We start from the raw sequence: 15065 nt of genomic DNA, 5'->3' as shown, positions 1-15065 counted from the left end.
CGTAAACGGCTTCTCCGGAACTGTGGAACATGTAGGACTGCGGGTACTTAAAATACGGGATCAGGGAGGAGATTTGCATTTTATTCTCAACCGGGAAGTCAAATCCCTGACCAACCATTCCCGCGGCCCCAGGCTGGCAAAAGTCGATCTGCCACTGGCATCCGGTGCGGATCTGGATAAAGCCATATCCTGTCTGGAAAATGAATGCCGGCGCATTACAGGGAATTTGCCAGAGGTGATCGAAGCGCCGCAAGTACTTGGTGTCATTGATGTCACACCACAAACCTCAACCGTTCGGATTCAGGTTCACACCGAAAACGGACAACAGTTTAAAGTGGAACGGATTCTACGGAAAGAACTGATAAAAATTGTCGACCAATCCGGCTATCTTTTAACAGAATCGACATAACTTTATGAAGTGTTATAATGAAGGTATATCCCCATTTTTCGAGGTGATTTAACTCGTGTACCATATGACGGTATATAACGTCGATGGTGATTTGTTGTATGATGGTCCAATCAACGCAACAAATGATGATGAAGCCAAAACACTCGGTTACGCCTGGATCTCGGAAAACGGTCATCAAGACAAGCCACATCGCATTTTTCACGTGACTGGTCGCCTCATCTCTTTTAAACCGCATCCTTTCCACATGAAGAAGGGTGCAAATAAAGCCTGAAAGCTCACACCTTTCAGGCTTTTCCCTTAAAACCGGGGACAGGTCAGTCAAGCAAACACTCAAATCATAAATTTTATCAAATCGATTATATCTTTCATGAAATATCCTTTTATCCGGAAATGAGAGGGAAAACATCTCCAATCGTCTTCCAAGTTTCATTTTCCTTGCTTCTTTCCCGATTGTCACGATTCTTTGGTTTATTTATAATATTCCCGTAACAATTACCTGCACCACCTAAGGAGGATGAAAGTGAAAAACTCCCTTTTCTTTCGCTCATTCGCCTTCATTTTGGCGGGACTTGTCACGTTTCTGCCAGTTACCTCCGTCCTTGCCGGGCCTGTTCCCACTTCCTCAGACAACCCACATACACCCGTAGCCAGTGACGGAAGTCAAATCGACCCGCATGCGCCTGGATCGGATGACATTGTTCAGACAGATAATGGTGCATACAGCAAAGGTGCCAAAGGCAACAATGTGCGTCAGTGGGAAAGGTTTGTTACGGACGGCAGGAAATCCCCGTCCGCAACAGCTGACAAACCTTCTACCGAGTCGATTATCGGTTCCGACAGCAGGACCCGCGTAAAAGACCCTTCTGTTTATCCCTATCGGGCCATCGTACATATCGAAAGCAATATCGGCAATTGCACCGGCTGGATGATCGGATCCGACACAGTCGCTACTGCCGGCCATTGTGTCTATGATCCGGACAGCAAAAAATGGGCGTCATGGGCAAAAGTCTATCCCGGGCGAAACGGCGATGAGGCACCTTTCGGGTCGGCCAATGCCAAACGGTTTTATTCCGTAACAGGTTGGACCGTCCAAGGCAATCACAACCATGATTACGGAGCCATCAAACTGGATAAAAGCGTGGGAAACCAAACAGGATGGTTTGGCTATCGCTGGCAATCCGGTTCCCTTAACGGAGTCAACGAAAACATCAGCGGCTACCCCGGTGACAAAGATTACGGTACACAATGGGAACACCGGGATCAAATCCGGGAAACCACTACCTATAAGCTTATCTACAATAACGATACCTACGCCGGACAGAGCGGGGCACCCGTTTACCAGGACAGTTATCAAAACTGCGGCGTTTGCAGCCTTGCCATCCATGCCAACGGAGTTTACGGGGGAAAAAACAGCAACCGTGGAACCCGTATCACCAAAGAGGTATTTCATAATCTGAACATATGGAAAAACCAGTGAAATGGAACTTTTTACCTGCCACAACCGTCATAAATATACCCGTAGTTTTTGAGAGAGCAGCTTTCCTCTCTTGAAGGAGGATATCTCCGTTGTTGAAGTTGAAAACAGGTTTTGCGCTGCTGTTTTTCAGCCTGTGCTTTTCTTTGCTGGTCGGTTGCGAAGGGTCTTCCAGCCCCGACCTGACAGATAAAACAAAAGTAACCGGAAACGTTACCGACACAACTGGCGCCCCGATTGCCCAGGCGTTGGTTTTCCCGGAACCGGCAGGGGAAACAGGCGGCCCAATCCCGGAAATTGCCAAATTTACAGACGAACAGGGTCATTTCACCTGGTACGTTCCTGTCGGCACCTACAATTTCATCATTCAAAAACAGGGATTTCTGTTAAAGCGGGTTCCGGTCACCGCGACAGAATCCAAAAAAACTGTTCACCTCAGGATCATTCTTTACAGAGAATAAACACAAACGAGCTCCACGACCGTCATGCCCGGAGCTCGTTTAAATTATCGCAGCTTTTTTTTCAGAATATCCACGTCGGAAATCGGTGCCTGGCAGGCATAGTTTTCACAGATATATACCCTCGGCTCACCGGATTGCCCGGGTTTTTCCTCTGTCTGGGGAACAAAAAACTTCACCGTCGCAGCATCTTCCTGGTTATGAAAGGCAATCACCGCTTCCGGCAAGTAAGCGGTCTGCACCAGCCTGATCATCTCCTTCGTTTTCTCATCGTTAAGAGGTCCGGAAATAACGATTTCCTTGCCCGGCCCCTGAGCAAACAGCAGGGCCATCAGATAGAAGGAATAGGAAATGGGCGAAGCTTCAACAGTCCTGGCAAACGCCCGGATCTGCCGGTTAGCTTCTTTGATCAGGGTCTGATCGGAAGTCAGCCGGGCCAACCGGATCAGGTTCAACGCAGCGACCGAATTACCGGACGGCATCGCTCCGTCATAGATCTCTTTCGGACGGGCAAACAGGGATTCCGCATCTTTCCCGTAAAAATAAAGCCCGCCATGGTCCTTGTCCCTAAACAAGTCCAACATTTCACGGGTTAAAGAGACAGCACGCTCCAGATCATCCGGCTGGAACGTTGCTTCATACAACTCCATCAAGCCCCAGGCCAAAAACGCATAATCGTCCAGATAGCCGGGATAGGCAGCTTCCCCGTCACGGTATCGGGCAAGGAGACGCCCGTCTTCCCGGACCAGCTTGTCCGAAATGAACCGGGCCGCCCTTGACGCCGCATCGGCATACTCCATCTCCCCCATCACTCTTGCTCCCCGTGCCAGGGCCGCGATCATCAATCCATTCCAGGAAGTGAGAATTTTGTCATCCTTTCCCGGATGCACACGCTTTTCTCTGGCTGCAAACAATTGCCGGCGCCACCCGGACAATTTCTGCTGCAGTTCTTCCAGCGTCAACCCGTATGTTTCTGCCACTTCATCAAGCCGGACGCCAATCTGGTTCAGGATACTCGTCTGATGCTCAAAATTTCCTTCTTCCGTCACTCCGTAAGCCTGGCAGAAAATCCCGCCATCATTCTCTCCCAGCACATTCGCAATTTCCCGGGGAGTCCAGACATAAAACTTGCCTTCCACTCCTTCCGAATCGGCATCCTCCGCCGAAAAAAAGGCACCTTCCGGTGACTTCATGTCCCTGAGGACGTATTGGAAGATTTCCCTGGCCACATCCGCATAACGTTTCTCCTTTGTTACCTGAAACGTTTCCAGGTAAGCAATTGCCAGCAAGGCATTGTCGTAGAGCATTTTTTCAAAATGGGGAACCAGCCACTCCCGGTCAACCGAATAGCGGGCAAATCCATATCCCAAATGGTCAAAGATTCCGCCGCGGCGCATCGCGTCAAGCGTGGTTGTCACCATCTGCAAGGCTTCCGGCTCTCCCGTCCGCCGGTAGTAACGAAGCAGAAACAGCAGGTCGTGGGGGCGGGGAAACTTGGGGGCACTGCCAAAACCACCATAAACCTCGTCAAACTGGCTGGCAAACTGTTCATAGGCATGATCGGCGATCTCCACCTGCACTTCCCCGGCTTCCATAGAATTCAGATAATCTTTAACCGCTTCTACAATCTGGTCCCCCACATCGTAAGCCCGATTTCGTTCCTCTTTCCATAACTTCGAGATCTTCCCGAGAAGGTCCATTAAACCCATCCGCCCGTACATCGCCTGCTTCGGCAAATAGGTGCCGGCAAAAAAAGGCTTTTGCTCCGGCGTCATAATGATCGTCAGCGGCCAGCCCCCCTGCCCCGTCATCGCCTGGCAAACCGTCATATATACCTGATCCACATCAGGCCGCTCTTCCCGATCCACCTTGATGGATATAAACCCTTCGTTTAAAACCTTCGCTACCTCTTCGTCCTCAAACGATTCCCTTGCCATCACGTGGCACCAGTGGCAAGTACTGTAACCAATGCTTAAAAAAATAGGTTTATCTTCCTGTTTTGCCTTTTCCAGCGCCTCTTCTCCCCACGGATACCAATCGACAGGATTGTGAGCATGCTGGAGAAGATATGGTGATTTTTCATGGCTTAAGCGGTTTGGCTTTCTATGTTTAGCTGGTTCATCATACATGATCATTCCTCCTGAAACAGGTGATATGGATGACGTGATTTCCAAAATATTCTTCTGTAGTTTGGCACAAAAAAGACGGCGACATACAGAAACTGCCTTTAATCCTTTTTATTAAACCTTGTTTAAACTAACCCCAAAGGTGTTAGAGACATAAACAGAACGATCGACGGGAACGTCCTCTGGTAAAATGAAATCAGACTTATGTCAACTACAATAAAAAACTGTTGGAGTGTCCTTTCCTAAATCCTTTCGGCAATCTGTAACCAGGTTTTCTTGGTCAAAAAGCTTTCTGCAACTTGTTCCTCCAACTCTAAAAAACGTTGATACGGGATACTGAATGAAAGTATATCTTTATCGATAAATTTACGGGCCGATGGGTCAGTAAGCCCGATAACGCATTTGGGATTCTGCGATTTCGTTTGTTCCATGGTATAGAGTATTGCCTGGCAACAGCCGGAAGCAAAATCAACTTTGACATTATCCTGGGTTGGCTTATCGTAATTGGCCAAAAAAACCAGAGCGGAAAGTTGGTCAGCATTAACCAGGAAAATAATGATCTCCGGTACTTCTTCCTCGGTCAATTGGGCCAGGGGCTTAAAAACGATATAGTTTTCTGTATGAAATTCGGGTAATTCCGTAACAAATTTTCTAGCCAGCTCAGGATTCTTTTTATAAAATTCTCCCTCCTTCTCTACCACACCACCGGTTGACAGGAAATATTCAATAAAACCTGACTCAAACCGTTTGAAACCCAGACCAACTTTACCGCCTGGACAGGAAGTTGTATCCGCATCAAATACAGCGACACGACCTTTGGACGCTGCATTCAGCATAGAGACGACACATCCCCATTTCCCTTTCTTGAACTGTAATGCGTTCTCAGGCTTAACATCAGTCCGAAATACTGCAACTGGATGATTTTTAAGTTTTATTGCCTCTCCAATCATGCTATTCATGTTAACACTTCCTTGAAATTATTTACTAATTAACGTTTTCCATAGCTGCTGGAACAAATGAAGCTTTGATCACCAGGTTCCAGGAAGAGATTTTCAGCAGAGCGAAGTGATTTCAGTCTGAAAATGATTGTATCATATAAGATAATAACCTTGCGGGAGGGCAGATCTTATGACAAATGTAAAAAAACAAGCAATTAAGGCTGTAATCTTTGATTTGGATGGAACCTTGGTTGACAGTGAACCAAACTATTTCGAAGCAGAAAAAAAGCTGTTTGCAGAATATGGTATAAACAATTTTGATTTTGAAATGAAAAAGAAGTATGTTGGAAAAAGCACAAAAGATACACTCACAGATTATAAAAAGAACTATTCAATTGAGGAATCTGTTGAAACATTGACAAAGAAAATGAACAAGTATTATTTGGACATTGCTAAGAACAATACGGTGATTTTTCCGGAAATGCGCAAGTTTTTGGAACTGCTAAAGGCAAATAACTATCGAATGGCACTGGCTTCCGGTTCATCATCGGAAATAATTGATGAGATTCTTTTTATCACCGGATTAAAAGATTTTTTTGATGTAACTCTCTCTTCCGAATCTGTAAGAAAAGGCAAACCGGCACCCGACGTATTTCTTGAAGCAGCGAAATTGCTCGGGATTCCTCCAGAGAATTGTCTGGTACTGGAAGATTCCAATTATGGGGTTGAAGCAGCCAAAAATGCCTCTATGTATTGTATTGCGATCCCATATTTTACAGAAAAACCTTTGGCACAAAGTTTTTTGATGTCTGATTTGTTACTCAAGGACGGGATAAAAAGTTTTAGCGCAGAAAAAGCATTCAAATGGATGCGAAATATCCATAAAGAATAACAAAGCCAGGAAATTCTCCCTGGCTTTATCGAAATCAAACAACTCAATTATTGTCTTTTCCCCTTTCCCCCGGGACAAGATAACGCAAGCGTGTGAATCAGGTACCTGAAATAAAAGAAGTAACTGCATTAAATCCGCTGTCCAGGTGCATGCAGTAAACTTTTCCCCTTACTTTCCGGTCAATCAATTGATCCAGCTTTTTTAACGATAAATGCACATTGCCTTCATAATCTGCTTTGCACGTATCCTGATAAAACAAATCAATGGTTCCATTGTGCAGTTTTTCGAGTATTCTTTGTGGGATCTCATAACAGTCGCCGCTATAATAAATGGTTTTGTTTTCATAATAAATGATATAGCCATAGCAATTAAGTTGTTTTACATGTTTTACCGGAACAGCCTCCAAATCGATATGAAAATGATTCATATGAAATTCTGTTGTCTCGTTGAATTGGCTTAATTTATAAGTATTCTCGTTCACTCCCATTAACTTTAATAATTGGCCAATCCTTAAATCATACGGGGCAATAACATATACATTGGGTTCTCCGGTTTTGCCCATTGCATAATAACCATATGCGATCAAATCTCCTAATGAACCAACATGGTCGGCATGCGTATGGGTCAGAATGACACAAATATATTCCACTCTATCGAATATATTGCTGTTTTTCAATCTGCCAAAAATACTGCTTCCACAATCGATCAGAAACAACACATTATCTTTTTTAATGAATGCTGCGTTATTTCCCGATCCGGTGTTAAACGCACTTCCACAGCCAATAAAATTCAACAACTTTACTCCTCCTCCCTCAAAGATCAATTATAATTTCCAAAATATCACTCCGAAGTTTAGCACAAAAAAGACGGGCACATACAGTGTCCCTTGGCCTCTGGATCAACCAAACCGGGTGAAATCACATTCATTTGGCCCCAACTCCCTGGCAAACTGAAAATTTATAGGAACAAAACGTGCATATTAGATCCATCTTTCCCACTTTTAGTTCGACTGGTCAGGCATTTCTTCTCAACAATGGGCTGTGTTCGAAGCAAAAGGAAAAATGCCAAAAGAGATGAAAACTACGTGAAATAAAATATATACAAAATGGCTTCCAACCTCTGTTAATGAAATGGCAGAGGCACCGGAATTCTTCAGAATGAACGCAGCGGAATCAAAAAAGGAAATTTGGACTCCTGTAAAAAGAAAATCTCTTTAGGAAATTGGGGATTAACAGCAAAAAATTTGGAACAAGACTTCGTGAACCCGGATTATTTTGCAACATCAAGGGAACACATATATTTTTCGTATCATAAAGGAGTTTTAAAAGTGAATGATCCAGAGCAGTCGAAATCAAATAAAAGCTGGAGGACAGGTTTTCTGCCAGTCATTGCACTATTCTTCCTGGCTCCATTATCTGCAGAATACATTATCTATTTAAATGCCATGGGTAACCTGGTATTAATTCTTACCGGTCTGATTATTATGGCACCGTTGTATGGGGGGACCGGCAGTAATTATTCGGGAAGTAACAAGGCAGACAGGCCAAGGGGGGGCCAACAGTCATTATCCTTGCCTTTGCTTTTGGTCTTTTACAAGCAGGATTACAAGCAGGATTACAAGCAGGATTAATTGACCATTCTTTGTTTGATACATCCTACGAGGGAATTGTGGATTGGGAAGAGACAATGAATCCAACGCTTATAACTTTCTTAGGGATTAGTGCGAGCCATGCGCAGAATTTTATTGTTGAACATGTCATTTGGAGTATCACTGTACCAATCGCGATCATAGAGGGGTGTTTTCCAAGACGGAGAGTACACCTTGGCTAAACTATTCATCACATTCATATTATGGGGACTCGCAGCAGTATTCATTTTTACTGATACTGGAACTTTTCCTCTAACTATACAACAGTTTACAGGTACGGGAGCGATTATCGTCGTTTTACTGTATACGGCATTTATCGTTAGGAAGAAGAAAACAAGACCGATGATTCACCATAAAGTTCCTAGTTCGCAGTGTGTAGGGGTGGTTCTGATTTTTTTCTTAAACAAATGATGTGAGGTGTCAGCCCACCCATCTCAACTGGCTGATCCAACTCAACAACCACTTTTCTCTTAAAAGGTTTTATTGTATCAAGCAAAAGTTTAACTTCCTGAGTCAGCAATACCACTCTTCCATTCCCACGCAATACCCGCATGATTTCTTTGAGAAGAGATGGATATAAATCCACATTCCCTTCATGACTACCAACCCTGCGTCCAAACGGAAGATTGGCTGCAATAACGGTAACTGACTCATTTTCAAGTTTCATCGAAGCGGCATCCCATTGATACAATTGAACGTTATTAACACCCTGTAGATTTCTTTTGGCAGTTTCAATAGCTTCTGAATCACGGTCACCACCAACCAACTTCTCATAAGGTCCAATCATCATTCTATCTAACAACAATGTTCCGGAACCACATGTCGGGTCAACAAATACATCGTCTGTTTTGGGATTTGAACATAATACCATTGCTCTGGCAACACGCCAGTCCAGGGAAGTGGCCCTTAATTTCCTTGACGGTCGAACCATTTCCCGTTCCGCAATGGTGGTCATTAATTCAAAAGTGTTGTTGTCAATTTTCGCTTGTTCGAATGAAAACGTTTCTGCCCGAACATCAGAAATTATTTCCTCTATAAAAGGATTAATCTTTGTACCTGCTACGTCATTTGTAATAGAAACAACACCACAAATTCTCGCCACCGTATGCAACTTTTTTAAATCTTCCAAACTTGAATCATTTTCCCCCAGCTTGATTTTCATCCACCCATTACCCGTTTTTCCTTTTTCAAATTCAATCCCCAGTATATCCGTTTCCATACCAACGAATCGTTCCAATCCAGGTAAAGTTTCCAATAAGAAATGACCCCATTTTGGAACAAGCCGCCCAACTTGTTGATATTTCTCATGTTGTTCCAAGAGTCCATTAGCTAAATCACGCACTTTTGGAGACGGATGATGATTAGCAACTGACTCAATATTCCTTTTCACAACAACCGACTCGTCAACATATGGTAAGAGATTTTCCAAAGCCGCCATTACGATTTTGTTACTCTCATCTGACAGTGCCTTCTTGACCAGATATGACTGTTTAATTGCTTTGGGCAACGCTGAATTTGAAATGGATTGATATACAGCAATCCGTACAACTTCCCGTTTATCATCCAATAACCGTTTATAATCCGCATCATGAAGAGTGACATATGGTAAAGCATTGAGCAAGGATTTCAGCACATTGGTATCCTTCGTTTTTGTAACCGCCCGGATGAATGCCCCTCGTATCTGACCGCTCGCAAAAGATGCGTCACGAAGCGCTGATTGCACTGACGGAAGATCACAATTCAAAGACTGAATCAATTCTACAAAGGCATCATGTCCCAACTTAATTCCACAAACCAATATCCCTTCACTGAGACGTGCACTCGCATCTTCCAACATTTCCCGTAAAATCGGGATAACAGACTTATCTCCTATCTCGCCAAAAGCCCAAACAACTGTCTTGATTACTTTAAAGCCATAACCTTTTTTGACCAGGTGAATCAAATCAGGCAGGGCCTTTTTCCATTTCAGCCGTCCAATTGACCATACTGCCATTTGAATAACGTCAGTATACCTATCCTTCAGCCCTTTTGTGACTTCATCAATAAATTGTGAGTCCTGCATTTCACCAATTAGGGCTAGTGTAGTACGCCTGACTTTGTGATCTTTTGATTTTAACCCTCTTAAAATCACCTCACGTTTTGCTTTAGTCGATGCAGATGAAAATTTTTTAGCCACTTTCATCCGCGACTTTTCCTTACCTTTTGTTAAATCCATTAAAGCTGAAGACAATACTTCACGATCTGCCAACAAACTCACCACCCGAAATAATATAATCCATCCCAAAATATCATAAAAGGCAAATTCCATCTAATGAACAGTGTAACACTTTATAAGTATTTTTCTTAAAAGTTCACCCGATTTATTCCTCAATAAAGACTGGGTATTGTTCGCCTTTTTATACTCCGTCCACAACAATGATTCCCAATGGAATTTGCATTTCCGACCTATTTTATGGTTACATCTGTTTATCCCCTGTGACCTGTTTCCCGCAAATCCACAAAAGCTACACCCTTCTCCGTTGCAATCTGCATATTTTAAACCCTCTTTACCTTGTCTCATTTGTTTCATCTTTTTCTTTGGATATATCCTAGCGCCTCTTTATAACAAAAAGATATGATAAAATAATGTTAACGATTTTTATCCCTTCTGAAGTCCCTTTCCAGGGATTCTTTTTTTGCAAAAGCTCCGTTCTCAAAACTTCCGACAGCAACGTCTATCAAAAACTGTATATTTATCTTCAACAGTTAATCGTTGGCAATAAATGTTTCCGGTCTATTCCCACTGTTGCCAGATTAGCATTAAAGATAAAACTTCTACATTTCATATTGAAAGAATTTCTCAACTCTCTCACTACCTGCTCGACCTTCTTCCGTAACTCGTCCAATTAACCTATAAAGCGATCACTGATCATGAAAAAAGTTGTTGTCAACATTGAAAGCAAGCATTTTCTGTTTTGATGAAATCCCTTGGACAGCTGGCTCTTTCACACGTCAGGCTGCATACTGCTCGCTTGTTCCTTTCGCGGAGGTTTAACGATTTAGACAGGAGAACCAAAGGAAACCAGCGAAAAGCGATGCCGCAATTGCCCGGGAAATATTCCCGGCGTATCCCACCAATGGTTCTCCATTTCCTGCACAACTACAAGAATTCCTCCCCTGCCGCGACTACCCTGCTTTTTAAATATTGGATCGCATTCCTGATTTCTGAAGGAATCTCTTCCGCCTTCATCTCTTCGGCAACTTTTTTTCCAATAGTTGCTTGTGATATGTTGTTGCCTAGAATTTCCTTTAACTGAGTTTTCACATCCTCATGATCCCCAAATGTTATGGAACAAAGATCTGCTTCAGGAAAAGCCTTTTGAATCGCTTCTTTCGGATAATAATTCTCTATCTCCCGTTTCTTCAAGATATAGCAGGCGTCTTCCTGGATCTTTGTATTCTTGACCAGATATTGGCAATATTCTTCCGGATTTTTGTTATCGGAATCGAGAATTACCGCATAGGGGATGCCAAGATCGTCAAGGATGCTGGCATTGGCATAATAGAGCGCTTTGTCCTTGCCACCCATCTTCAGAATCTTGATGCCGATACTGTCCAGATTCTCCCCCCATGTCCTGGCCCAAATATCGATGACTTTTCTTTCTGTATCTCCTTCAACCATCAAGACGGCATCCCATAACAGCCAATCACTGTTTCTGATTTCCAGTTCTTCCTGAATGGCACTGGTATCGCGATCCTTTTTAATTCTTTTTGCCACAACTTCTCTGTTTTCATCCCTTTTAAGAAGAGTTATTCCCTTAAGATTCCCTCGGTCGATAAACACCGTTGAATGGGTTGTCAAAATAACCTGTCCATGATCTTGTGTAATCAATTGCAGGGAATGGACGATTTTCCTTTGTGCCCCAACGTGAAGGAATGCATCCGGTTCTTCAATGCCAAAAACTATATTTTTTTGAAAGTGACGCCTGGCGTATACCCGAAACAGTGAGACGATCAGGGAACTTTGAATTCCGGAACCTTTTTTCTCAATATGCGTTGTAGTATATCCGTCATCAACGGAAATGTTTAGATTAATTCCCCGCTCAATCCTGATCTCCAGTTCTGCTTCCAATTTGCGCACATCCGGAGATTGTTCCCTGAGGATATTCTGAACATCCTGAAAAACATCCTCGATCTGTGAAGAAATCGATGCTTCAAGCTTTTCTTTTTTATCAGAAATGGTTTTCTCATTCTCAATAAGGGGAAGCATTAGCTTTCCCAAGATAGATTGTGAGTTCACTCTTGACGCCTTATCAATATCTCTGATGGACCGAATATATATAAACTGGGGCAAAAATTCCTTGAGATCCTTCCACTCTTTAGGCTTGATAAGTTTTTCCCCTGGTTCGACATAAATGTCCGGCGTTTTTACTTTGTCTTCTTCTGAAACAAATATTTTTCGGACCGTTAACTTTTTATTGTCCAGATAGGACCCCAGTTTAGCAATAATCTCCTGATCTTCCAATTCCTCATTGGTTAACAAAAAGGTTACCGCTATTTCCATTTGCTTTTGTCCTTTTGTAAACTCATCGAACTCTGGTTTTGCATCATTCAAAAAAATGTCCAATGCCCTGAGTGAAGTTGATTTTCCAATATCATTTTTGCCGATAATGATACTAAACTTGTCAAATCTGAATCTTACATGCTTTAAACATTTCAATCCCTTCACAACAAGTTTATCAATGAACAACCCATTCCCCTCCCAATTGGCATAATCATCAAGATAAATTTAATTTACACATAATTATAGGTTTAAAAGTACAAGATAAATTTAAACAATTTGGGAATTATCATCACATCTCAACATATTTTCACAGGATCTGGTTCAAACACCGGCCGATTTTCTTCCTATCAGTATTTCCGCTTTTAATCGTTTGTAAAATTCTTTACTTTGATTGCATAAAAAAAGCCAGGAACATTCCCTGGCTTTACAAGACTTTAAGATTTAACACCAATGACACAACTTGATCCAGGATGGATGGATTTTTGTCATTTGTATCTTCTTCATTTTGTTTTCCATCATCTTCAGCAGGTTTCTCTTCTGAACCGGTATTTCCATCCTGGTCAGAATCTGCCGGTTGCTTGTCAGTTGGAGGTTTTACCTCGCCTGCCGGTTGCTTGTCAGTTGGAGGTTTTACCTCACCTGCCGGTTGCTTGTCAGTTGGAGGTTTTACCTCACCTGCCGGTTGTTTGTCTGATGGGGATGTTACCTCGCCTGCCGGTTTTTGTTCATCTGAATCTTTTGCTGACTCGGAAGGCATTTCATTGCCTTTGGTTGGCGGTGTCTGTTCCGGCTTGGAATTGCCGGTTGTACTGGACACGCCTTTTGTGGATTTCCTGTTTTCGACCGGTTTGGGCTTTTCGGAACTTGCCGTGCTGCCTTGAATTGCCAGTTCATTCTTTGGTTCGGAAGTATTTTGAACGGTTGTTTCTTTAACAGTTTGCTCAGCTGCCGGTGAAGTCATTGCAGTGACAGGCTGTTTCTCTTCCGTTTCAACCGGGACATCGGTTCCAAGCTGTTCTGTCAGTTCCACCAGTTCCACTTCTGGAGTGCCCGACAAAATTCTGGTTGCCTCCGGATTGGCATCGACCAGTTCCGTTACAGTCATTACTTTCAGGATGCCGAGCGGGACGGTATTTCCTGCCCCAACGGAATCGGCAATCATGGCAAGGGAGAATTTTCCCGGTGTCACTCCCAGCTGGTCTGCTTTTACAGCAGTCTGATAGGGGATGGAAACGGTTAACACTTCAATTTCGTTTGATTTGATAAAGTTGCTTTGGTTTATGGCTTCTTTTACATTCCTGAGAATCTCATCCCTTATTTTGATATGATCATCAGAAACAACGGAAATGATGGCTTTGTCCTCTGGACCGATGTAGCCTTGCTTTTTCATTTCTTCAAAGTAGTCATCGATAAAATCACCGACCGGTTCACCTTCAGGATGATCCAGGTTATCGATCACTCTGGCCCCAGGCTTGTTCAAAGGATTCGCTTCAACAACTTCCTGTTCTTTATTCAATTTTACCTGCGCATCGGATTTTGACTCGATAAATATCTCCGCATACACATCCTTGGGATGATCCGAATTCCATATAGAAAAAAGGCTGTTTGCAAATACCAATATAAGCACAAGGCTTAACGCAGACGCATAACGGATCACTCTGCCCCAATTCAGGACTTTTCTGATTACAATCTCCTGTTTGAATGAGATCTCTTCCCCAATTTCATAGCGCCGATTTGGCTTTACTTTTTGTATGTCCCCGTCAGGCATGAGGACAATGACTTTCCGTTCCTTTGCCAGGACATCAACAACAAGGCCTTTTTGGATCTTTTTGTTTTCACTCATACAGTTTCACCTCCTTTCTGAAAAAATCGAGATAATCTCTCAGCAATGGAAAATCATAAATCGAAACAATGATCAAAGCACATAAATAGGGTCGGTATCTTGTCAAAGTCCTTCGCTGCACCTCTTTTCCGATCATTCTTTTTAATTTTCTCGAACACGGGTTTTCCTTCAGGAAACATTCTCCAAGGCCGAGATTCACAATGTAAAGTGCAATCTTTTGAAGGGATTTTATACTGTCCCTGTGTTGCGGCCTGTTTTCCATAATGTCAACCCATGTATATCCAAGTCTGCCAATCATCTCAATAAACCTTAACAATTCCTCCCGCCTTTTTTCAGCCAAATCATTCCAGATTTGCTGGTTTTGAAATTCTGCAGCCAATCTGTAATCAGAAATAAACGTGATTTTCTCGTTGTCAATCGAAACGCAATTTCTGCTTTCCTTTTCTTCCCTGAAGTAGTCGATTAATCTGAACGTAATTACTTTTTTGGCGAAAGCTTCAAAATTGGAACTTTTTTCTATATTGAAGTGATCGATTGCTTCATTCAATCCATCCAAAGCAACGGCATATTCTTCTTTGGTAGGGTTACGACCATACCTCAAACAATGTTTTTTAGTAATCTCGTAAGCTTTTCCTCTCAATTCATAGAGAAGATTGTTTCTTGTTTTGTTTGAATGGTTTTTTTGGACGTCCAGAATTTTCGGGGTGATCTCAGCCTCATCCACCCTTTTCCCC

General features: G+C 42.9%; 13 protein-coding genes. 6 read left to right on the top strand and 7 right to left on the bottom strand.

Annotated features, from left to right (window positions below):
- From H2C83_RS16565 to H2C83_RS16550, 4 genes are all read left to right on the top strand, one after another.
- Positions 1-409 (top strand): mechanosensitive ion channel family protein (locus H2C83_RS16565; protein WP_181742291.1); only part of this gene is annotated, 409 nt, incomplete at its 5' end.
- 64 nt (positions 410-473) lie between these two features.
- A complete protein-coding gene (locus tag H2C83_RS16560) occupies positions 474-680 on the top strand; it encodes a YhzD family protein (protein ID WP_246333981.1) in 207 nt (68 codons plus the stop codon).
- 249 nt (positions 681-929) lie between these two features.
- Complete coding sequence (locus H2C83_RS16555; protein WP_312853949.1) at positions 930-1886, top strand: trypsin-like serine peptidase; 957 nt, start codon at positions 930-932, stop codon at positions 1884-1886.
- 89 nt (positions 1887-1975) lie between these two features.
- Positions 1976-2344 carry a carboxypeptidase-like regulatory domain-containing protein gene (locus tag H2C83_RS16550; RefSeq protein ID WP_181742288.1) on the top strand — a complete coding sequence of 123 codons (369 nt, stop codon included), beginning with the start codon at positions 1976-1978 and terminating at the stop codon, positions 2342-2344.
- Positions 2345-2388: 44 nt separating this feature from the next.
- On the opposite strand, the gene H2C83_RS16545 is transcribed toward H2C83_RS16550, so the two are convergent.
- Both H2C83_RS16545 and H2C83_RS16540 read right to left on the bottom strand, forming a co-directional pair.
- Complete coding sequence (locus H2C83_RS16545) at positions 2389-4470, bottom strand: thioredoxin domain-containing protein (RefSeq protein WP_181742287.1); 2082 nt, start codon at positions 4468-4470, stop codon at positions 2389-2391.
- A gap of 239 nt (positions 4471-4709) precedes the next feature.
- Positions 4710-5426 (bottom strand): DUF169 domain-containing protein, encoded by a 717-nt coding sequence (locus H2C83_RS16540; protein ID WP_181742286.1) that lies wholly within the window; start codon positions 5424-5426, stop codon positions 4710-4712.
- A 169-nt stretch (positions 5427-5595) separates the two neighbouring features.
- On the opposite strand from H2C83_RS16540, the gene H2C83_RS16535 reads away from it, so the two are divergent.
- A complete protein-coding gene (locus tag H2C83_RS16535; RefSeq protein ID WP_181742285.1) occupies positions 5596-6297 on the top strand; it encodes an HAD family hydrolase in 702 nt (233 codons plus the stop codon).
- 97 nt (positions 6298-6394) lie between these two features.
- Here H2C83_RS16535 and H2C83_RS16530 read toward each other — a convergent pair whose 3' ends face one another.
- A complete protein-coding gene (locus H2C83_RS16530) occupies positions 6395-7093 on the bottom strand; it encodes an MBL fold metallo-hydrolase (protein WP_181742284.1) in 699 nt (232 codons plus the stop codon).
- Positions 7094-7624: 531 nt separating this feature from the next.
- On the opposite strand from H2C83_RS16530, the gene H2C83_RS16525 reads away from it, so the two are divergent.
- A complete protein-coding gene (locus H2C83_RS16525; RefSeq protein WP_181742283.1) occupies positions 7625-7927 on the top strand; it encodes a hypothetical protein in 303 nt (100 codons plus the stop codon).
- Between the two features lie 379 nt (positions 7928-8306).
- On the opposite strand, the gene H2C83_RS16520 is transcribed toward H2C83_RS16525, so the two are convergent.
- From H2C83_RS16520 to H2C83_RS16505, 4 genes are all read right to left on the bottom strand, one after another.
- Complete coding sequence (locus tag H2C83_RS16520; protein WP_181742282.1) at positions 8307-10193, bottom strand: HEAT repeat domain-containing protein; 1887 nt, start codon at positions 10191-10193, stop codon at positions 8307-8309.
- 891 nt (positions 10194-11084) lie between these two features.
- Positions 11085-12674, bottom strand: a complete 1590-nt coding sequence (locus tag H2C83_RS16515) for an ATP-dependent nuclease (protein ID WP_181742281.1) — start codon at positions 12672-12674, stop codon at positions 11085-11087.
- Positions 12675-12912: 238 nt separating this feature from the next.
- Positions 12913-14331 carry an anti-sigma factor domain-containing protein gene (locus H2C83_RS16510; RefSeq protein ID WP_181742280.1) on the bottom strand — a complete coding sequence of 473 codons (1419 nt, stop codon included), beginning with the start codon at positions 14329-14331 and terminating at the stop codon, positions 12913-12915.
- On the bottom strand, positions 14324-15055 hold the full coding sequence (locus H2C83_RS16505) for a sigma factor (RefSeq protein ID WP_181742279.1): 732 nt from the start codon (positions 15053-15055) through the stop codon (positions 14324-14326). Before H2C83_RS16505 ends, H2C83_RS16510 begins: the two co-directional genes overlap by 8 nt.
- Between the last annotated feature and the right edge of the window lie 10 nt (positions 15056-15065).

This window comes from Thermoactinomyces mirandus (assembly GCF_013868055.1).
In the GTDB taxonomy this organism is placed as follows: Bacteria; Bacillota; Bacilli; order Thermoactinomycetales; family Thermoactinomycetaceae; genus Thermoactinomyces; species Thermoactinomyces mirandus.
Note: the sequence above shows the minus strand (reverse complement) of the source record. Positions and strands in the feature narration are given on the sequence as shown.

Excerpts from the sequence above, each read along its gene's own strand:
- H2C83_RS16560 (WP_246333981.1), top strand. The coding sequence starts at position 474 with ATGACGGTATATAACGTCGATGGTGATTTGTTGTATGATGGTCCAATC.
- H2C83_RS16545 (WP_181742287.1), bottom strand. The coding sequence starts at position 4,470 with ATGTATGATGAACCAGCTAAACATAGAAAGCCAAACCGCTTAAGCCAT.
- H2C83_RS16540 (WP_181742286.1), bottom strand. The coding sequence starts at position 5,426 with ATGAATAGCATGATTGGAGAGGCAATAAAACTTAAAAATCATCCAGTT.
- H2C83_RS16535 (WP_181742285.1), top strand. The coding sequence starts at position 5,596 with ATGACAAATGTAAAAAAACAAGCAATTAAGGCTGTAATCTTTGATTTG.
- H2C83_RS16510 (WP_181742280.1), bottom strand. The coding sequence starts at position 14,331 with ATGAGTGAAAACAAAAAGATCCAAAAAGGCCTTGTTGTTGATGTCCTG.